Here is an 18916-nt window from a genome sequence, read left to right on the forward strand (position 1 = left end):
CCTATAGGCCGACCACATCCTCGGCCTGCAAGCCCTTCTCGCCGCTCACCACGGCGTATTCCACCTGCTGGCCCTCGGCCAGGGAGCGGTGGCCTTCACCGCGGATGGCGCGGTAGTGCACAAACACATCCTGGCCGTCCTCACGCTGAATGAAGCCATAGCCCTTTGCATCGTTGAACCACTTCACATTGCCGGTTTCGCGCGTTGCCATCTGTTTACTCCCACTTCGGTTTTTATTATTGAGCCGGTACGCGTTGAACTGCCGAGTATATGGCAGGCTCAAAAGCGTTCAACTCAAGTTTACATCGCTGCTTTTTTGCCGATTTTCGGCGAATACGGCACACTACCCGCCCGAGCGCCTGCTCGGTTTTTTCCCACTTGAAGCAGCTCGCCTATGACCCGCTCCCCGTTCCGCCGTCTGGTGTTCGGCACCTTGCGCCGACTGTTGTACCTCTGGGTTCGCTCGGAGACGATCAACCAGTCGTCCCTAACCCTCAACCTGGACCGCAGCCGGCCGGTGTTTTACGTCCTGCAATCACCCTCCCTCACCGAACTGGCGGTGGTCGACGCCGAGTGCACCAAGGCCGGCCTGCCGCGCCCGGTGTTGCCGGTGTCGGTAGGCCCACTGATGGAGCCGGCGGCGTTCTTCTACCTCACGCCGGAACCGGATTGGCTGGGCCGCCAGGACAAGCGCGGTGCGCCGCCGACCCTGACCCGCCTGGTCAACACCCTCAGCGAGCACGCCGAAGAGAATGCACAAATCATTCCGGTCAGCGTGTTCTGGGGCCAGTCCCCCGAGAGCGAGTCCAGCCCATGGAAGCTGCTGTTCGCCGACAGTTGGGCGGTCACCGGGCGTCTGCGCCGGCTGTTGAGCATCCTGATCCTGGGGCGCAAGACTCGCGTGCAATTCTCCGCGCCTATCAACCTGCGTGAATTGATCGAGCACAATAAAGGCCACGAACGCACCGTGCGCATGGCGCAGCGCATCCTGCGTGTGCACTTTCGTAACCTGAAGACTGCGGTGATCGGCCCCGACCTGTCCCACCGCCGCAACTTGGTAAAGGGTCTGGTCAACATGCCGCTGGTGCGCCAGGCCATCGCCGACGAAGCCGAACGCGAAAAAATCAGCCCGGAAAAAGCCAAGGCCCAGGCCCTGCGCTACGGCAACGAAATCGCCTCGGACTATACCTACACCGCGATCCGGTTTCTGGAAGTGGTGCTGAGCTGGTTCTGGAACAAGATCTACGACGGCATCAAGGTCAATAACATCGAAGGTGTGCAACAGGTTGCCCAGGGTTACGAGGTGATCTACGTCCCGTGCCACCGCAGCCATATCGACTACCTGCTGTTGTCCTACCTACTGTTCAAGAACGGTCTGACGCCGCCGCATATCGCCGCCGGTATCAACCTGAACATGCCAGTAATCGGTAGCCTGCTGCGCCGTGGCGGTGCATTTTTCATGCGCCGCACCTTCAAGGGCAACCCGCTGTACACCGCCGTATTCAACGAGTACTTGCATACGCTGTTCACCAAGGGCTTCCCGGTGGAGTATTTCGTCGAAGGCGGACGCTCGCGCACCGGGCGCATGTTGCAACCCAAGACCGGAATGCTGGCGATCACCTTGCGCAGTTTCCTGCGCTCTTCGCGTATGCCGATCGTATTCGTGCCGGTGTACATCGGTTATGAGCGCGTGCTCGAAGGCCGCACCTACCTCGGCGAACTGCGCGGGGCGAGCAAGAAGAAAGAGTCGATCTTCGATATTTTCAAAGTGGTCGGCGCCCTCAAGCAGCGCTTCGGCCAGGTCGCGGTGAACTTCGGCGAGCCGATCAAGCTGGCGGAATTCCTCGACGCCGAGCAACCGGACTGGCGCGCCCAGGACCTGGGCCCGAACTACAAGCCGGCGTGGCTCAACCAAACCACCCATCGCCTGGGCGAACAAGTGGCTCGCCACTTGAACGAAGCCGCCGCCGTGAACCCGGTGAATCTGGTGGCCCTGGCACTGCTGTCCACCACGCGCCTGGCCCTGGATGAACAGGCCATGGCCCGTCAGCTGGACTTGTACCTGACGCTATTGCGCCGCGTGCCGTACTCGCCCCATACCACCGTGCCGGAAGGCGATGGCATGGCGCTGATCCAGCACGTCAAAGATATGAAGCTGTTGTCGGAACAGAGCGACGCCCTGGGCAAGATTTTGTACCTGGACGAACAGAACGCCGTTCTGATGACTTACTACCGCAACAACGTACTTCACATCTTCGCCCTGCCCGCGCTGCTGGCGAGCTTCTTCCAGAGCAGCTCGCGCATGAGCCGCGAACAGATCCTGCGCTATACCCACGCGCTGTACCCGTACCTGCAATCGGAACTGTTTATCCGCTGGTCCCTGGACGATCTGGACAACGTGATCGACCAGTGGCTGGAGGCGTTCGTCGAACAGGGCCTGCTGCGCTTCGAGAAAGATGTGTACCTGCGCCCGGCCCCCAGCTCGCGACACTTTGTGCTGCTGACGCTGCTGTCCAAGAGCATCGCCCAGACCCTGCAACGCTTCTATATGGCGATCTCGCTGTTGCTCAACAGCGGCCAGAACAGCATCAGCGCCGAGGAGCTGGAAGACCTGTGCACGATCATGGCCCAGCGCCTGTCGATCCTGCATGGGCTCAATGCCCCGGAGTTCTTCGATAAGAGTCTTTTCCGACATTTTATTCAGACGTTGCTGGAGCAAGATGTGCTGCGCCGCGATGAGGCCGGCAAATTGAGCTACCACGACCTGCTCGGTGAACTGGCCGAAGGCGCGGCCAAACGCGTGTTGCCGGCCGAGATTCGCCTGTCGATCCGCCAGGTGGCCTTGCACCGGGTGGACGGTGCGGGTGATGCGCCGGTGGAACCAGAAGAAAGCCGCTAAATTGAATAAGGGCCGGAGAGCCTCCGGCCCCGTTGAAAAGGAGCTGCACCATGAAAAAGATCATTCTCCTGGGCCTCACCGCCCTGCTCGGAGCCTGCCAATCCATGAGTCCCGCGCCCAAGGCCAGCCTCGACGGCGAAGTGTTCTACCTGCAACGCATCGCCCTGCCCCCGGCGGCCACGTTGAGCGTGAGCCTGCAGGACGTGTCCCTGGCGGACGCTCCCGCCGTGGTTCTGGCCGAACAGAAAGGCCCGGTCAAAGGCCAGGTGCCCCTGCCGTTCCACCTGAGTTACGACCCGGCACAGGTCAAGCCCGGCCACAGTTACGCGGTGAGTGCTCGCATCGAGCTGGAGGGCAAGCTACTGTTCATCACCACTGATCGCCACACCGTGCGGCTCGACGGCCAGGACGCCCAGCCGCTGCGCGTGCGCGTCAACGCCGTAGCCCCCTGATTTCGAACATCGAACATAAGGAAGCGCCCATGCTCCGTAAATCCCTTCGCTTCACTGCCCTGTGTGCCGGCCTGCTGCTCGGCGCCAACGCTATGGCCCTGGACCTGGGCAGCCTGTCCCAGGGCGACGCCACTGGCGGACTCAAGGATGCACTGACCCAAGGTGCCCAGATCGCTGTGAAACAACTGGGCGTACCCGGCGGTTTCAGCAACAACCCGGAGGTCAAGATCGGCCTACCGGGCAAGTTGGGCAAAGTCGCGGACAAGCTGAAGATGTTCGGCATGGGTGATCAGGTCACCCAACTGGAAACCAGCATGAACAAAGCGGCTGAAACGGCTGTGACCCAAGCCCAGCCGATTCTGGTAAACGCAGTGAAAAACATGAGCGTGACCGACGCCAAGGGCATCCTCAGCGGCGGCCAGGATTCGGCCACTCAGTACCTGGACAAAAGCAGTCGCGAAGCCATTCGCGCCAAGTTCCTGCCGATCGTCAAGGCTGCCACCGACAAAGTCGGCGTAGCCCAGCAGTACAACGCCCTGGCCGGCAAAGCCGCCGCCTTCGGCGCCTTGGATGCCAAGAGCGCTAATGTCGAGAACTACGTGACCGAACAGGCACTGGATGGTTTGTTCAAGATGATTGCGCAACAGGAAGAGACGATTCGCAAGAATCCCGCGGCGGCTGCCACCAGTTTGGCGAAGAAAGTATTCGGCGCACTGTAGGCACGCGTCAGCAAACCCCGCACTTATGCAAACGCCCCGATCAGTCGGGGCGTTTGCATTACTGAGCGAGCGAAAAAAACCGTTGGTATCGCAACTGCATCACCAAGTGATTTTGGTCTCAATCGTCGCAGTTTTTTGGCAAGGCTTGGCGTTGTCTTCGCATGGCTTTGCAGGTTCGGGTTTGTGCGAGTGGCAATGCTTATCGCCCCTCTTCGCCTCATTAAACAACGAGTTGAGCCCTAACAACGAAAGCGGGCCTAGGAACACAGGAAAAAGCATAGGCAACTCCTCACGAATTCAATGAAACCTTATCCCGCAGCGGCCCCATCAACATGAGAGAGCACCTGCAGATCAGGTAGCCATGTGTGGCAATTCGCTTGTAAACAGTTCCTCTGGCCTGTATTCAAATATCCTGACGCGTCCACAAATAGCGTACAGCAAGACCTCAGTGGATCAGTTCATCTGCCAGTCGTCCCAGCAGAACGGCCGCGAAACAGCAAATCGTCACAGCAGTGGCTCGATTGATGGCAACGGGTGTCAGCCAGTTTCCTCGGCGTCGTTCAAGACGGCTGCCCAGCAGTAACCAGGTCGCGCCAACCGGCACGATCACCATGGCCAGCACAACCATAAACGCCAAGTAGCCTCGCGGACTGCTGAACGCATCGGCGGGCGCGAGGAATGAAGCAATCAATAAACCCTTGGGGTTCATCAACGTCATCAGAAAGAAATAGCGACCTGAAAAACCGTCTCGGTCTAAACGGGTGTTTTCGCTTTTACGCTGCCAAAGCTGATACGAGACGTAGAGTAAGTAGGAGACGGCAACCCATTGCGCGCACCGCATTACCCATGGGGAATAGAACGCGAAATGGATCAGGGCGGCCCCCCACAACGACACCTGCAGCAGATAAGCCGCGCACTCAATCAGCACCAAGCGCCATGCGCCCCGAAATCCGAAGAGCACACCGGCGCGAAAAAGCAATGTGTTAGTCGGCCCGGGGGCAGACAGTAACAACATCAAACTCAAAACTGTGGCCAGCATGCTTACACGTCACCCTTCCTCACTCGGAACCACGCAGCATACAGGGCCGGCAGGAACAATAGGGTCAATGCCGTGGCGACAATCAACCCGCCCATGATCGCCACTGCCATCGGCCCGAAGAACACGCTACGCGACAGCGGGATCATCGCCAGCACCGCTGCCAGGGCCGTCAGCACTATCGGACGGAAGCGTCGGACCGTGGCCTCGATGATCGCCTGCCACGGCGCCAGCCCCGCCTTGATGTCTTGCTCGATCTGATCCACCAGGATCACCGAGTTACGCATGATCATCCCGGACAATGCGATAGTGCCGAGCATCGCCACGAACCCGAAGGGCTGACGGAACACCAACAGAAACAGCGTTACACCGATCAGCCCCAGCGGCGCCGTCAGAAACACCATCGCGGTGCGTGAGAAACTGCGCAATTGCAGCATCAGCAACGTCAACACCACCACGATGAACAGCGGCACACCGGCCTTCACCGAGTTCTGGCCGCGCGCGGAGTCTTCGACGGTGCCGCCGACCTCCAGCAGGTAACCGTCCGGCAATTCGGCGCGCACCTCGGCGAGGGTCGGAAAAATCTGCTGCACCAGGGTCGCCGGTTGTTCCTTGCCGTAGATATCGGCGCGGACGGTCACCGTGGGGAGGCGGTTGCGATGCCAGATCACACCTTCTTCGAAGCCGTACTCAAGGGTGGCGATCTGCGACAGCGCGACGCTTTTACCATTGTCGGTGGGCACCGCCAGGCTGGGGAGCAACGTCAGTTCGGTGCGTTCATGCCGGGTGCCGCGCAGGAGGATTTCGATCAACTCGTTATCCTCCCGGTACTGGCTGACGCTGGAGCCGGTCAGGGAACTCTGGAGGAATTTCGACAGGTTGGCGGTGCTGACGCCCAGCGCCCGGGCGCGGTCCTGATCGATATTGAGGTAGACGATTTTGCTCGGTTCCTCCCAGTCCAGGTGCACGTTAACCACATGAGTATTTTCGCGGACTTTCGCGGCGACCTTGCGGGCCAGGGCGCGCACCTCTTCGATATGTTCCCCCGTCACGCGAAACTGCACCGGGTAACCCACGGGCGGGCCGTTTTCCAGGCGTGTGAAACGCGAGCGCAGGTCAGGGAACTGTTCGTTGAGGGTTTCGATCAGCCAGGTGCGCAGGGTTTCGCGCTCCTCGATGGTCTTAGCCAACACCACGAACTGGGCGAAGCTGGTGGCCGGCAACTGCTGATCCAGAGGCAAGTAAAATCGCGGCGAGCCGGTGCCTATATAGGCCACATAATTGTCGATGCCGGCATGCTCTTTGAGCAGCGCCTCCAGGCGTTTGACCTGCTCGGCGGTGTTGCTCAGGGACGCGCCCTCGGCCAATTTCAAATCGACCATCAGTTCCAGGCGACCAGACGCCGGGAAAAATTGTTGCGGCACGAACCGAAACAACGCCACCGAACCGATAAACAGCAGCAGCGTCAGCACGATCACGGTTTTACGCCGATTCACACACCACGCCACCAACCGCCTTACACGCTGATAGAAGGGTGTGCCGTAGGGGTCGGGGCCATCATGGCCGTGTTTGGCGGCATGAATCTTCGCCAGGTCCGGCAGGAGTTTTTCCCCCAGGTAGGGCACGAACACCACGGCGGCCACCCAGGACGCGAGCAGCGCGATGGTCACCACTTGGAATATCGAGCGGGTGTATTCGCCGGTGCTCGACTGGGCCGTCGCGATGGGCAGAAAACCGGCCGCCGTGATCAGCGTACCGGTGAGCATCGGAAACGCGGTGCTGGTCCAGGCAAAACTGGCGGCCTTGAGCCGGTCGTAGCCTTGCTCCATTTTGATCGCCATCATTTCCACGGCGATGATGGCGTCATCGACCAGCAGCCCGAGGGCCAGTACCAGGGCGCCGAGGGAAATCTTGTGCAAGCCGATGCCGAGGTAATACATGGTGGCGAACGTCATCGCCAGCACCAGCGGAATCGCCAGTGCCACTACCATACCGGTGCGCAGTCCCAGGGAGAAAAAGCTCACCAGCAACACGATGGCCAACGCTTCGGCCAGCACCTGGACGAATTCGCCGACTCCGGTTTTGACCGCTGCGGGCTGATCCGACACTTTGCGCAACTGCATGCCCGCCGGAAGGTTCTTCTGAAGACGTGCGAATTCACCCTCAAGCGCCTTGCCCAGCACCAGAATATCGCCGCCCTCGCGCATGGCCACGGCCAGGCCGATGGCGTCTTCGCCCATGTAGCGCATGCGTGGCGCCGGTGGATCGTTGAAGCCACGGTGAATATCAGCTACATCGCCGATACGGAAAGTGCGATCCCCCACGCGAATGGGAAAACTGCGGATTTCGTCCACCGTCTTGAAATTGCCCGACACCCGCAACTGCACACGCTCGCTTGGCGTTTCAAAGAACCCGGCGGTAGTCACCGCGTTCTGTTCCTGCAACGCCTGTTGCACAGCGGCCAAGGGTAAACCCAAGGTGGCGAGTTTGAGGTTGGACAGCTCGATCCAGATCTTCTCGTCCTGCAAACCGAGCAAGTCGACCTTGCCCACATCCGCTACGCGTTGCAGTTGGATCTGGATGCGGTCGGCGTAGTCCTTGAGCACGGCGTAGTCGAAACCATCGCCGGTCAGGGCGTAGATATTGCCGAAGGTGGTGCCGAATTCGTCGTTGAAAAACGGCCCTTGGATATCCGGCGGCAGGGTCTGGCGGATGTCGCTGATTTTCTTGCGCACCTGGTACCACAGTTCGGGTATCTGCGCCGAGCGCATGGCATCACGGGCGACGAAGGTCACCTGGGACTCGCCCGGCCGGGAAAACGAGACAATGCGCTCGTAGTCGCCGGTCTCCATGAGTTTTTTCTCAATGCGCTCGGTGACTTGCCGTGAGACTTCCTGCGCGGTGGCGCCAGGCCAGTTGGTCTTGATCACCATGGCCTTGAAGGTGAAGGGCGGATCTTCGCTCTGCCCCAGCTTGGTGTAGGACAACGTGCCCACCACTGCCAGCAGGATCATCAGGAACAGCACGATCTGGCGATTACGTAGCGCCCATTCTGAAAGATTGAAACCCATTGGGACTACTCCTTGGCCGCCAGATTCACCACACGGTTGGCGCGATCCACCGGGCGCACTGGCTGGCCCTCGTGGAGCACATGCACACCGGCTGCGATAACCCAATCATCGGCGCTCAAGCCCTCCAGCACAGGCACGGTTTTATCGCCGAACGCGCCGATACGCACCGGTGTGCGCTTGAGGGTGTTGTCCGGCTGCACGCGCCAGACGTAGGACTCACCGTTCTCCGCGCTGATGGCAGACAACGGCACGGACAGCGGATTACTGCCGTCGCCCTGTATAAACACGCGAGCGCTCTGGCCGAGTTCCGCCGGGACTTTGCCGCCGGTAAACGCAACGCGCGCAGCAAAAGTACGCGACTTGGGGTCGGCGGCAGGGGACAACTCGCGAATGCGCCCAGCGAAGCGTTGATCCGGCTGGCTCCACAGCTCCACAGACACCGGCTGGCCGATCTTGAAGCGAGTAAAGCCTTGTTCGGGCAGGCTGATCAGCACTTCACGTTCGCCATCGGTGGCCAGGGTGAACACCGTTTGCCCGGCGGACACCACTTGCCCGACTTCCACCGCACGCTTGGCCACCACGCCATCCTGCGGCGCGCGCAACACCGCATAGGCCGCCTGGTTACTGGCCACATCGAACTCGGCTTTGATTTGCTTGAGGCGGGCTTCGCCCGAACGGTAAAGATTTTCGGAATTGTCGTACTGGGACCGGCTGACCATCTGACGATCCAGCAAAGTTTTGTAGCGATCACGCTCGGCACGCACCAAGCTCAAGTTGGCCTGGGCGGCGGCGACCTGAGCGCGGGCGGCGTCCAGTTGCAGGCGCACGTCCTGAGGGTCGAGTTCGGCCAACGCCTGATTGGCCTTGACCCGCTCGCCCTCCTCCACCCAGCGCTTACTGACTTTGCCGCCAATGCGAAAAGCCAGGTCCGGCTCGTAGCGCGCACGCACTTCCCCGGGGTAGCTGTCCGTCGTCTGCGCAGAAGGCTGTGGCTGCACCACCATGGCCGGGCGGATGGTGGTCTGGGGCGCTTCTTCATGACCGCAGGCGGCCAATAGGAGGACCAGACACGCAGGCAACGCAAGGGGCAGGAAAGTGCTGCGCATGCTGAAGGACCTTTCGCAAATGATGCTAGGAATAATTATACTTGCCGGTATGTTATTAATACCAAACTCGCCAGTCCAGTATTAAAGGTGAAAATGTCCGACAATCCTCTGAACACCAATAGCCCCGGGCGTCCCAAGGACATGGCAAAACGCCAGGCAATCCTCGAAGCAGCCAAGTTTCTGTTTTTGAGCAATGGTTACGCCAGCACCAGCATGGACGCGGTGGCCTTGGAGGCTGGCGTGTCGAAACTCACGGTCTACAACCACTTCACCGACAAAGAAACCCTGTTCACCGCCGCCGTCGTGGCCAAGTGCGAGGAACAATTACCGGTGATGTATTTCGAGATGCCCGCGGGTGTACCGGTAGAAACGGTCCTGCTGACCATCGCCCGTGGCTTTCATCGGCTGATCAACAGCGAAGAGTCGGTGAACCTGCATCGGCTGATGATGACCACCGGCAATCAGGACGTGAAACTCTCGCAGATTTTCTTCGAAGCCGGGCCCATGCGCATGTTGCAAGGCATGGAGCGCCTGCTCAGCACCATTGACCAGAGCGGCGCCCTGAGCATCGATAAACCGTTCAAGGCGGCCGAGCATTTCTTCTGCCTGCTCAAAGGCACGGCGAACTTCTGCCTGCTGTATGGCTGCGGCGGCCAGTTGAGTGAGGAAGCCGCCGAAGCTCATGTGCAGGATGTGGTGGGGTTGTTTATGCGGGCCTACAAGCCATAGCGGTTATTAGGGCTTGAGCGCTTTCTTGGGGTAAATGTCGTAGCGGCTGGACTTGCCATCCAGCGCATGGCTCGGCTTGGGCCCGTCGATACACGGCGCCTTGCGCGGGCGCTTGACCACAACACGGTGACTGGCCAGGGCCAGCGCTGCGGCGAGCAAGGCCGGTGCGTCTGGGTCATCGCCCACCAGCGGGCGGAACAGGCGCATCTCCTTCTTCACCAGGGCGGTTTTCTCACGATGAGGGAACATAGGGTCGAGGTAGATCACCTGGGGAGGCTCGCCCTCCCAGTTGCGCATCACCTCGATGGAGTTGCCCTTGAGCAGCTGCATGCGTGCCACGATCGGCGCCACCTCGAAATCATCCGCGCCGCGCGCCAGGCCGTCTTCGAGCAAAGCGCCAATCAACGGCTGGCGTTCGATCAGGCTCATGTCGCAACCCAGGCTCGCCAGCACGAAGGCGTCCTTGCCCAGGCCGGCGGTGGCGTCCAGCACCCGTGGGCGTACGCCTTGGGCGATGCCCACGGCCTTGGCGATCATCTGCCCACTGCCACCGCCGTATAAACGCCGATGCGCCGCGCCGCCTTCGACAAAGTCCACACGCACCGGCCCCGGCGCATCCGCCCCCAGTTGCTGCAACTGCAAGCCATGTTCGCCGACCTGCAAGGAAAAATCCGCATCCGCCAGCACTAACGGCAAACCAAGTTGGGCAGCCCACTGCTCGGCGCGGACCTGGAAAGCATCGGCCATGGCCTCGACCCGGATGCGGCTGGCCGCTGGTTGTTCGCTCATCAATCGCTACGCTCAAAAATATTAAGGATCGGCCAACACCGGCCGATAAAACCAACAGTCAGGTATTTTGCCAGAGCTGAGCGTCGACCGAAGAAAATGTCAGACATTCTCCCCCTAACCATCGGTGTACTGCCGACCCACAACCACTACGGCTTGCGCAACACTCAAGCGCTGGCCGGTGTGAGTCATGTGTGGCAGGACTTCTTCGCCCGGGCATTGGCCGAGCAGCTCGGCGAAATGCCGGACGCGCCAGCAGCCGAGGCGACGGCACCGCTGGACCCGGCGGTAGAACCCAGCGCAGGCGCTGACCTGTTGTCGCAGATCCTCACCCAGCGTGAGTGCGACGTTAAAGACACCGAAATCGCCCCGCCAGAACCGCTGTTCCTGCCCATCGCCGAATTTGAAACCGAGCTGCTGCCACCGGCTGCGACGCCGTTTCCTGAAGAAGAAATCGTCGCCCAGCAACGTCAGCAGAATTTCGAAAGCGGTTGGGTACGCCCTATCGTGCTGGCCGCCGGGCAGCCATTGCCGGAGCCAGGCCCCGCGCCGGAACCGCGCGCCCTGCACTTGCCGATCGCTGAGTTCGAACTGGACCTGTTGCCACCGCCGCCTACGCCTTACCCCGAAGAAGCGTTGGTGGAGCAGCAAAAAGCCCTGGACTTCGACTACTACTGGGCACGCCCGTTGATCACCCACAACCTGCGCCTGGCCGCCTGACCCTCAGCGACACACCCACCAGCGCCCCATATCGAAGTGGAAGTGATTGCGGTGCGCGGCGTTGTAGTCCGGGCTTAACACCACGTTGAAATCATCACAGGCACTGTCGCGCACCTGACGCAGGAACCGCGCATTCGCGCCCTCCCCCGGCCAATCCTTGAGCACGCTGATACTGCGCCCATCGGCCAAGCGAAAACCGGCGATATCCAACGCATTGGCCGAGGCGTGCTGACTCAGTTGCCCGTTGGCACGGTTATACATCGTGCGACAGGCAAAACTGCCCAGATGATCGACCCGCGTCACCGCCTGGCCGAACACCGTCTGCGCCGCCGGTTGCAGGCTATGGCGCTCGAACAGCGCGAACGCCACGGCCAGCGGGCAACTGGCAAGAAAGCTGCTGCTCAATCCCACCTCTGCACCCTGCACGCGCAAGGTGTTGCGCAACGGGCAGGCGACATCGGCGGATGAATCAGCTTGATGGCTCACGCGCAAGCCTGAAGTTTTCAGCACCTGGTCGCACAGCGCCGGGTCGTCCTGCAGACGTCCCAGCTTAAAACGCGTCAACAGGTTTGGGCTCGCGCGCACATCCAGCGGCGCCCATGGATTCCATTCCGGCGCCAACGGCACCCAGCCGCGCCATACACCGACCACCACCGCGCCGCCCAGCATCAGCAGCACACCCACCACCTTGATAAACCGCATGGGTCAGACCTTGAAAAACTGATTGGCCGTGCTGAAGGGCATCGAGCGCTCGGTAAAGGTAAAGGTGCCCAACTCATAGACCTCCTGGGCCGCGCGATAGAACTCGCCATAGGCCGCCAACGCCATCGCCGAACCCACGCTGATGCGCTTGACGCCCATGGCGCTCAATTGCGCGACGCTGAGTTTCAGCGCACCGGACATCAACACATTCACCGGTTTGGGCGCGACTGCCTTGACCACCGCCAACACCTCATCGGCGGTGCGCAGGCCCGGCGCGTAAAGTACGTCGGCACCGGCCTCGGCGTAGGCTTGCAGGCGGCGGAGGGTATCGGGCAGGTCCAGACGACCGTGCAATAGGTTTTCCGCGCGGGCGGTGAGCATGAACGCAAACGGCAAACTGCGGGCCGCGGTAGCCGCCGCTTGTACACGCTCCACAGACAGGTCGAAGGCATAAATGGGGTCGCCAGAGTGTCCAGTGGCGTCTTCGATGGAACCGCCGACAATCCCCGTGGCCGCTGCACGCAGGATGGTCTGGGCGCAGCCGTCCGGGCTGTCGCTGAAGCCGTTTTCCAGGTCGGCCGCCACCGGCAGTGTCGTGGCCTGGGCGATCTGGTGCGCGTTGAGCAAGGTGTCGTCCAGAGACAGCGCGCCCTCCGCATCCGGCCGACCAAGGCTGAAGGCATAACCCGCGCTGGTGGTGGCCAAGGCTTCGAACCCCAGGCTGGCAAGCATCACGGCGGAACCTGCGTCCCACGGGTTGGGCATCACGAAAGCGCGGTCGCGTTCATGCAGGCGCTTGAAGGTTTCGGCGCGAAGGGTTTGAGCATCCATGGCAAGCTCCTGGCGGGAAAAGGAGCCCTAGAGTAACCCCAGTTGCTCCGCTTCGGGCTCGCGATCCAACGTGGGTAATGGTGCAAGGCCAGGCAAGCGTGCCATCAGTTGGGTATGAAAGCGCATGGCCAATTGGGCGGCGAGGCGATTGTCCGAGGTGTGCAGAAACACATAGGGAGTGCGGCCCTCTTCGATCCAGCCGGCGACTTTTTCAATCCAAGGCACCAGAAACGGGTCGTTGGCCTCCAGCTCCGGATGGCCAATGAAGCGCACCTGCGGAAACTGAGTCAGCGCAGCCGGCCGCGGCGGCACTTTGGGCTTTTTCGATTGCGCATGCAGCACCGCCGGCGACGTCGAGGTGCAACTGAACAGCGCCCTGGGGTCCAGGCAGATACGCTCGACACCCCGATCGCGCAACAGGCGGTTAAGCATGCGCTCGGCATCGCCCTTGGCGAAAAATTCCGGATGGCGCACTTCCACCGCCATCGGACGCTCCAGGCCGTCGATAAACCCAGCCAGCTCCGCCAGACGTTGCGGCGAGAACGCGGCCGACAGTTGCAGCCATAACGGCGCTACGCGCTCACCCAACGGGCTCATCAGGCCGACGAAACTTTCCGCCGCCGGTAATTGCTCACGCAAATCGCCCCCGTGGCTGATATCCCCGGGGAATTTGGCGGTAAAGCGAAAATCGGCGGGCATGATTTCGGCCCAGCGCTGCACGGTGGCGGCCGAGGGGCGAGCGTAAAATGTGGTGTTGCCTTCAACGGCGTTGAAGACCTGAGAATAGAGGGCGAGGTAATCGCTGGCGCGAGCATCGGCTGGGTACAGGTACTCGCGCCAGGCGTTTTCACTCCAGGACGGGCAACCGAGGTAGTAAGGCAGAAGCATCAGATATGAACGTCGAGACCCAGCACTTCCATATCCCACTCGACAAAACCGGCGGTGGTCAGGTAACTGGCCAAGGCGGTGGCAACGCTTTTGCTCATGGAGCGGGGGAAGACCATATCCTGCTGACGGGCAGGCAGGCCGCTGATACGCGCACTGCCAGCACCTTGCGTAGCGGTCGCCGCCTCGGACTGGACTTCGATGAAGTCCGGCGAATCTTCGACCGAATCGTCTACCGTCACGCTCGCCTTGCGCGGCTTACGTTTGAGGGGGTACGACTGTGAGGAAAATCCGTCTATACGCATCGATGCGAACTCGCTATCAGTGATGGCATTTTAGTGGCGACTTCCGTTGCGCGCAAATGCTCTGGTGATAACTAGAACACATAATTTGAAAAAGGTTTAAAACCAAGGGCAAATTCTGACGATTGGCGAAAGTTGCCATCACTTTGGCGTCAAATCAGCCCGCGTTCGGCCTTGGTTTGCGCCACTTTATCGCGCAAGTACATCGGCGCCGCCTGATCGGCTGGGATCGCTTCATCGCGCTCGAAGGCAAAACGCGCCAGGGTCAGCAGGTCTTCGGCATGGGGCAACATGGCAGCGTCCTGGCCGGCCAGTTTCACCGCAATGCGCTCGCCATACCCCCAACCTGTGCCCGCGCCGAACCAATCGCCGCTGGCATCCTCCGGCAGTGCCGACGCTTCGGGCGGCTGCACCGCTTCCGCGCCGACCAGGCGCATTTCACCGGCCACCGCGCGGTAACAGCCCCAGTAGACTTCGTCCATCCGCGCGTCGATGGCGGCCGCTACCTGCGACGCGCCCTGCTCACGCAACGCGCGCTGGGCCAATACGGCAAGGTTGGAGACCGGCAACACCGGGCGTTCCAGGGCAAAGGCCAGGCCTTGCACCACGCCGATAGCAATGCGCACACCGGTAAAGGCGCCCGGGCCGCGACCAAAAGCAATAGCGTCCACCGCCGCTAAAGTGGTGCCGGCGTCTTCGAGCAGTTGCTTGATCATCGGCAACAGCTTTTGCGCGTGCAGGCGTGGGATCACCTCGTAGTGGCTGGTTACTTTGCCATCGTGCAGCAAGGCAACGGAGCAAGCTTCGGTTGCGGTGTCCAGGGCCAGCAGGGTGCTCATCGGTGTCGGTGTCCAAGTCGAAAAAAAGTGCGCCAGTATAAACAACAACGGCCCGCAAGCGGGCCGTTGTGTGAGACGCCGATCAGGTGATCAGCTCAGGGCTTGCATCACCTTGGCGGTGATCGCTTCCACCGAACCGACGCCAGGGATATGGCTGTACTTCGGCTTGCCGTTGGCAGCGGAAAGCTTCTGGTAGAAATCCACCAGCGGCTTGGTCTGGGAATGGTAGACCGACAGGCGATGACGCACGGTTTCTTCGGTGTCGTCCTTGCGCTGTACCAGGTCTTCGCCGGTGACATCGTCTTTGCCTTCAACTTTCGGCGGGTTGTAGACGGTGTGGTACACGCGACCCGAGGCCTCGTGAACGCGACGGCCTGCGATACGCTGGACGATTTCTTCGTCTTCCACCGCGATTTCAACCACGGCGTCCAGCTCGACACCGGCCGTGACCAAAGCTTCGGCCTGAGGAATGGTGCGCGGGAAACCGTCGAACAGGAAACCGTTGGCACAGTCAGGCTGCGCGATACGGTCCTTGACCAGGGCAATGATCAGGTCATCGGAAACCAGGCCACCGGCGTCCATGATGCTCTTGGCCTTGATGCCCAGCTCGGTGCCTGCTTTTACCGCAGCGCGCAGCATGTCACCGGTGGAGATTTGTGGAATGCCGAATTTTTCAGTGATGAACTTTGCCTGAGTACCTTTACCGGCCCCGGGAGCTCCCAGCAGAATGACGCGCATCGATGTGCTCCTCAATTTTTTATAGAGATGACGCTCGGATTCGCCGCGTGGGGCCAATCGCGTAAAAATGTGATTCGGGCCGCCCAAACGGCCAAAGGCTGATCAAGATACACAGCAGGCCCTAACCACACAAGCCGCCAAAAGTCGGAAGAACCCGCGCCGCGCATGCGTCATAGGTAGGGTATTCCAGAGTGCAACCCTGCCCCTTGAACGATGACCGCCCGGTTCCGGGCGGCCAGCGTGGTTCAAGCGCAAGCCATTGAGAACATGCGAAAAACCTCAGCCGGTGTTGCGCAAGCCGGCCGCGATACCGGCCACGGACACCAGCAGCGCCTGTTCCAGAGGGCTGTCCTGCGCGGCTTCCTGCCGGCGCGAGCGCGCCAGCAGCTCGGCCTGCAACAGATGCAAGGGGTCAAGGTAGGTGTTGCGCAGGCGGATGAACTCCAGGGTGTCAGGGCTGTGGGCCAGCAGCTGCGACTGGCCGGTCAGACCGAGCACCACCGAGCACGCCTGCGACAATAGGTCGCGTAAGTGCGCACCTAATGGCAACAAATCGGGCTGCACCAGACGCTCATCATAGAGACGCGCGATATCGGCATCGGCCTTGGCCAGCACCATTTCCAGCATATCGATGCGGGTGCGGAAGAAAGGCCACTGTTCGCGCATCTGCCCCAACAACTCACCTTCACCCCGCGCCAGGGCATTGCTCAACGCCGCTTCCCAGCCGAGCCAGGCCGGCAGCATCAAGCGTGTCTGGGTCCAACCGAAAATCCAAGGGATGGCGCGCAGGCTTTCGATACCGCCCGCACGCCGCTTGGCTGGACGGCTGCCCAGCGGCAGGCGGCCCAGCTCCTGTTCGGGGGTGGACTGGCGGAAATACTCGACGAATTGCGGATTTTCTCGCACCACCGCGCGGTAAGCCCTCACACCATCCGCGGCCAATTCGTCCATCAAATGACGCCAGGCCGGCTCGGGCGGTGGCGGCGGCAACAGCGTTGCTTCCAGCACTGCAGCCAAGTAAAGGTTGAGGTTCTGCTCCGCGATGTCCGGCAGACCGAACTTGAAGCGGATCATTTCGCCTTGTTCGGTGGTGCGGAAACGCCCGGCCACCGAGCCCGGTGGCTGCGACAGGATCGCCGCGTGGGCCGGGCCGCCGCCACGGCCCACGGTGCCACCGCGACCATGGAACAACAGCAGCTCCACTTGCTGTTCGCGGCAAATATCCACCAGGCGCTCCTGCGCCCGGTATTGCGCCCAGGCGGCAGCGGTGGTGCCGGCGTCCTTGGCCGAGTCGGAGTAGCCGATCATCACTTCCTGCGGGCCTTGCAGACGCGCGCGATAACCCGGCAGTTGCAACAATTGCTCGATCACCGGGCCGGCGTTATCCAGGTCGGCCAGGGTTTCGAACAACGGCACCACGCGCATTGGCCGCTGTACACCCGACTCTTTAAGCAGCAATTGCACCGCCAGCACATCCGACGCCGCACCGGCCATGGAGATGACATACGAGCCCAACGAAGCCGCCGGGGCCGCGGCAATTTCCTTACAGGTGTTGAGCACTTCGGCGGTGTCGGCCGACGGTTTGAAATACCCCGGCAGCAACGGACGACGGTTAGTCAACTCCTTCATCAAGAAGCTGATGCGCGCGTCCTCATCCCAGTCTTCGTAGCGACCCAGGCCGAGGTAATCGGTGATCTCCGTCATGGCTGACGAGTGTCGGCTGGAATCCTGGCGGACATCCAGACGCACCAGGAACAGGCCAAACGTCACGGCGCGGCGCAGGCAATCGAGCAGCGGCCCGTCGGCGATCACGCCCATGCCGCATTCATGCAGCGACTGATAGCACAGCTCCAGCGGCTCAAGCAGGTCACGGTTGTTCTGCAACACCTCAGCGGGCGCCGGTGTGCTGCTGCTCAACGCGGTGTGGGCCCATTGCCGCGTGGCGCGCAAGCGGTCGCGCAGTTGCTTGAGCACGGCCCGGTACGGCTCGACGCTGTCGCCGACCTTGGCCTGCAACGCTGGGCTGGCGTGGCGCATGGACAGCTCGGAAGCCAACTGATCGATATCGCGCAGGTACAGGTCGGCCGCCATCCACCGCGCCAGCAGCAAGACTTCGCGGGTGACCGGCGCGGTGACATTCGGGTTGCCGTCACGGTCGCCGCCCATCCACGATGCAAAGCGAATCGGCGCCGCTTCCAGGGGCAGGCGCAGGCTGGTGGCCGCGTGCAACGCCTGATCGGCCTTGCGCAAATAGTTGGGAATGGCGTGCCACAGCGAATGCTCGATCACCGCAAAGCCCCATTTGGCTTCGTCCACGGGTGTGGGGCGGGTGCGGCGGATTTCTTCGGTGTGCCAGGCTTCGGCGATCAACCGTTGCAGGCGTTGGCGGATCTGCTCGCGCTCGGCGGTGGTGAGGTCGCGATGATCCTGCAAGGCCAACTGCGCGGCGATGGCGTCGTACTTCTGGATCAAAGTGCGGCGCGCCACTTCGGTCGGGTGGGCGGTGAGGACAAGCTCGATCTCCACGCGCGCCAACTGGCGGGCCAGGGATTCGTTGCTGTGGCCTTCGCGTTGCAGGCGCCCCAGCAACTCGGGCAGCACGCGCGCCTCGAAGGGTGCCGGTTGCGACTCATCGCGGCGGTGAATCAATTGATACTGCTCGGCGATATTGGCCAGATTGAGAAACTGGTTGAAAGCCCGCGCCACCGGCAGCAGTTCGTCTTCCTGCAACTGATTGAGGCTGGCGCTCAGTTCATCGCCGGCGGTTTTCTCAGAGTCGGCGCCACGCCGATCGGCCTTGGCGCCTTTGCGGATCTGCTCGATCTTGTCGAGAAAATCATCGCCGTACTGCTCTCGAATGGTGTTGCCCAACAGCTCACCCAGCAGGTGAACATCCTCACGCAAGCGTGCATCGATATCACTCATCAGCCAATCTCCAGCCAGAAATCCGGGACGCGCAGATCTGCCAGAGTGCCGCCCGCGTTGTTTTAAGACAAGACTTTAAACCTTGTGGGTTGCAGCTAGTCTCAACCGTAAGCCGTCGCGATAGGCGAACGGCTGGTCACTCATCACCGCCCGCTTGCCGTGGGTTTTATTGAGGT

The 18916-nt window shown here is 61.3% G+C and carries 17 protein-coding genes; 5 read left to right on the top strand and 12 right to left on the bottom strand.

Features of this window, described 5'->3' with window-relative positions; translation table 11 throughout:
* Position 1 precedes the first annotated feature (1 nt).
* A complete protein-coding gene (locus tag K1567_RS09625) occupies positions 2-211 on the bottom strand; it encodes a cold-shock protein (RefSeq protein WP_034096225.1) in 210 nt (69 codons plus the stop codon).
* A 183-nt stretch (positions 212-394) separates the two neighbouring features.
* Here K1567_RS09625 and plsB point away from each other — a divergent pair, with 183 nt between their 5' ends.
* From plsB to K1567_RS09640, 3 genes are read left to right on the top strand one after another with little or no spacing between them, the layout of a single operon-like run.
* Positions 395-2899, top strand: coding sequence for a glycerol-3-phosphate 1-O-acyltransferase PlsB (gene plsB, locus K1567_RS09630; RefSeq protein ID WP_034096224.1), 2505 nt, complete (start codon positions 395-397; stop codon positions 2897-2899).
* Positions 2900-2949: 50 nt separating this feature from the next.
* Positions 2950-3351 carry a YbaY family lipoprotein gene (locus K1567_RS09635; RefSeq protein WP_034096223.1) on the top strand — a complete coding sequence of 134 codons (402 nt, stop codon included), beginning with the start codon at positions 2950-2952 and terminating at the stop codon, positions 3349-3351.
* Positions 3352-3380: 29 nt separating this feature from the next.
* Positions 3381-4070, top strand: coding sequence for a DUF4197 domain-containing protein (locus K1567_RS09640; protein WP_034096222.1), 690 nt, complete (start codon positions 3381-3383; stop codon positions 4068-4070).
* Positions 4071-4515: 445 nt separating this feature from the next.
* On the opposite strand, the gene K1567_RS09645 is transcribed toward K1567_RS09640, so the two are convergent.
* The 3 genes from K1567_RS09645 to K1567_RS09655 are packed head-to-tail and all read right to left on the bottom strand — an operon-like array spanning position 4516 to position 9283.
* The gene (locus K1567_RS09645) at positions 4516-5109 is read right to left on the bottom strand and encodes a LysE family translocator (RefSeq protein WP_034096220.1); all 594 of its coding nucleotides are present in this window, start codon (positions 5107-5109) and stop codon (positions 4516-4518) included.
* A 2-nt stretch (positions 5110-5111) separates the two neighbouring features.
* Positions 5112-8177 carry an efflux RND transporter permease subunit gene (locus K1567_RS09650; protein ID WP_169867429.1) on the bottom strand — a complete coding sequence of 1022 codons (3066 nt, stop codon included), beginning with the start codon at positions 8175-8177 and terminating at the stop codon, positions 5112-5114.
* Between the two features lie 5 nt (positions 8178-8182).
* Positions 8183-9283, bottom strand: a complete 1101-nt coding sequence (locus tag K1567_RS09655; RefSeq protein ID WP_169867428.1) for an efflux RND transporter periplasmic adaptor subunit — start codon at positions 9281-9283, stop codon at positions 8183-8185.
* A 93-nt stretch (positions 9284-9376) separates the two neighbouring features.
* Here K1567_RS09655 and K1567_RS09660 point away from each other — a divergent pair, with 93 nt between their 5' ends.
* Entirely contained in the window at positions 9377-10012 is a 636-nt protein-coding gene (locus K1567_RS09660) for a TetR/AcrR family transcriptional regulator (protein WP_034096217.1), read from the top strand.
* A gap of 6 nt (positions 10013-10018) precedes the next feature.
* Here K1567_RS09660 and K1567_RS09665 read toward each other — a convergent pair whose 3' ends face one another.
* Entirely contained in the window at positions 10019-10801 is a 783-nt protein-coding gene (locus K1567_RS09665; RefSeq protein ID WP_169867426.1) for a class I SAM-dependent methyltransferase, read from the bottom strand.
* 96 nt (positions 10802-10897) lie between these two features.
* Here K1567_RS09665 and K1567_RS09670 point away from each other — a divergent pair, with 96 nt between their 5' ends.
* Positions 10898-11518, top strand: coding sequence for a hypothetical protein (locus K1567_RS09670; protein ID WP_034096215.1), 621 nt, complete (start codon positions 10898-10900; stop codon positions 11516-11518).
* A 3-nt stretch (positions 11519-11521) separates the two neighbouring features.
* Here the strand turns inward: K1567_RS09670 and K1567_RS09675 are convergent, their stop codons facing one another.
* The 7 genes from K1567_RS09675 to ppc form a co-directional block, all read right to left on the bottom strand.
* The gene (locus tag K1567_RS09675; protein ID WP_047881552.1) at positions 11522-12220 is read right to left on the bottom strand and encodes an extensin family protein; all 699 of its coding nucleotides are present in this window, start codon (positions 12218-12220) and stop codon (positions 11522-11524) included.
* Positions 12221-12223: 3 nt separating this feature from the next.
* A complete protein-coding gene (locus K1567_RS09680; RefSeq protein WP_034096213.1) occupies positions 12224-13051 on the bottom strand; it encodes an oxaloacetate decarboxylase in 828 nt (275 codons plus the stop codon).
* A 27-nt stretch (positions 13052-13078) separates the two neighbouring features.
* Positions 13079-13939, bottom strand: a complete 861-nt coding sequence (locus tag K1567_RS09685) for a DUF72 domain-containing protein (protein WP_040267464.1) — start codon at positions 13937-13939, stop codon at positions 13079-13081.
* Positions 13939-14241, bottom strand: a complete 303-nt coding sequence (locus K1567_RS09690) for a hypothetical protein (protein ID WP_034096211.1) — start codon at positions 14239-14241, stop codon at positions 13939-13941. Before K1567_RS09690 ends, K1567_RS09685 begins: the two co-directional genes overlap by 1 nt.
* Positions 14242-14390: 149 nt before the next feature.
* The gene (gene tsaB / locus K1567_RS09695; RefSeq protein ID WP_169867423.1) at positions 14391-15077 is read right to left on the bottom strand and encodes a tRNA (adenosine(37)-N6)-threonylcarbamoyltransferase complex dimerization subunit type 1 TsaB; all 687 of its coding nucleotides are present in this window, start codon (positions 15075-15077) and stop codon (positions 14391-14393) included.
* A gap of 90 nt (positions 15078-15167) precedes the next feature.
* Positions 15168-15815, bottom strand: a complete 648-nt coding sequence (adk, locus tag K1567_RS09700) for an adenylate kinase (protein ID WP_034096209.1) — start codon at positions 15813-15815, stop codon at positions 15168-15170.
* Between the two features lie 279 nt (positions 15816-16094).
* Positions 16095-18740 carry a phosphoenolpyruvate carboxylase gene (ppc, locus tag K1567_RS09705; protein ID WP_220698409.1) on the bottom strand — a complete coding sequence of 882 codons (2646 nt, stop codon included), beginning with the start codon at positions 18738-18740 and terminating at the stop codon, positions 16095-16097.
* Positions 18741-18916: the final 176 nt, after the last annotated feature.

It is taken from the genome of Pseudomonas sp. S5F11, assembly GCF_019641515.1.
GTDB lineage: Bacteria > Pseudomonadota > Gammaproteobacteria > Pseudomonadales > Pseudomonadaceae > Aquipseudomonas > Aquipseudomonas rhodesiae.

Excerpts from the sequence above, each read along its gene's own strand:
- K1567_RS09655 (WP_169867428.1), bottom strand. The coding sequence starts at position 9,283 with ATGCGCAGCACTTTCCTGCCCCTTGCGTTGCCTGCGTGTCTGGTCCTC.
- plsB (WP_034096224.1), top strand. The coding sequence starts at position 395 with ATGACCCGCTCCCCGTTCCGCCGTCTGGTGTTCGGCACCTTGCGCCGA.
- K1567_RS09690 (WP_034096211.1), bottom strand. The coding sequence starts at position 14,241 with ATGCGTATAGACGGATTTTCCTCACAGTCGTACCCCCTCAAACGTAAG.
- K1567_RS09680 (WP_034096213.1), bottom strand. The coding sequence starts at position 13,051 with ATGGATGCTCAAACCCTTCGCGCCGAAACCTTCAAGCGCCTGCATGAA.
- K1567_RS09665 (WP_169867426.1), bottom strand. The coding sequence starts at position 10,801 with ATGAGCGAACAACCAGCGGCCAGCCGCATCCGGGTCGAGGCCATGGCC.
- K1567_RS09645 (WP_034096220.1), bottom strand. The coding sequence starts at position 5,109 with ATGCTGGCCACAGTTTTGAGTTTGATGTTGTTACTGTCTGCCCCCGGG.
- K1567_RS09625 (WP_034096225.1), bottom strand. The coding sequence starts at position 211 with ATGGCAACGCGCGAAACCGGCAATGTGAAGTGGTTCAACGATGCAAAG.
- K1567_RS09650 (WP_169867429.1), bottom strand. The coding sequence starts at position 8,177 with ATGGGTTTCAATCTTTCAGAATGGGCGCTACGTAATCGCCAGATCGTG.
- K1567_RS09670 (WP_034096215.1), top strand. The coding sequence starts at position 10,898 with ATGTCAGACATTCTCCCCCTAACCATCGGTGTACTGCCGACCCACAAC.
- K1567_RS09660 (WP_034096217.1), top strand. The coding sequence starts at position 9,377 with ATGTCCGACAATCCTCTGAACACCAATAGCCCCGGGCGTCCCAAGGAC.
- K1567_RS09675 (WP_047881552.1), bottom strand. The coding sequence starts at position 12,220 with ATGCGGTTTATCAAGGTGGTGGGTGTGCTGCTGATGCTGGGCGGCGCG.
- ppc (WP_220698409.1), bottom strand. The coding sequence starts at position 18,740 with ATGAGTGATATCGATGCACGCTTGCGTGAGGATGTTCACCTGCTGGGT.
- K1567_RS09685 (WP_040267464.1), bottom strand. The coding sequence starts at position 13,939 with ATGCTTCTGCCTTACTACCTCGGTTGCCCGTCCTGGAGTGAAAACGCC.
- tsaB (WP_169867423.1), bottom strand. The coding sequence starts at position 15,077 with ATGAGCACCCTGCTGGCCCTGGACACCGCAACCGAAGCTTGCTCCGTT.
- K1567_RS09640 (WP_034096222.1), top strand. The coding sequence starts at position 3,381 with ATGCTCCGTAAATCCCTTCGCTTCACTGCCCTGTGTGCCGGCCTGCTG.
- adk (WP_034096209.1), bottom strand. The coding sequence starts at position 15,815 with ATGCGCGTCATTCTGCTGGGAGCTCCCGGGGCCGGTAAAGGTACTCAG.
- K1567_RS09635 (WP_034096223.1), top strand. The coding sequence starts at position 2,950 with ATGAAAAAGATCATTCTCCTGGGCCTCACCGCCCTGCTCGGAGCCTGC.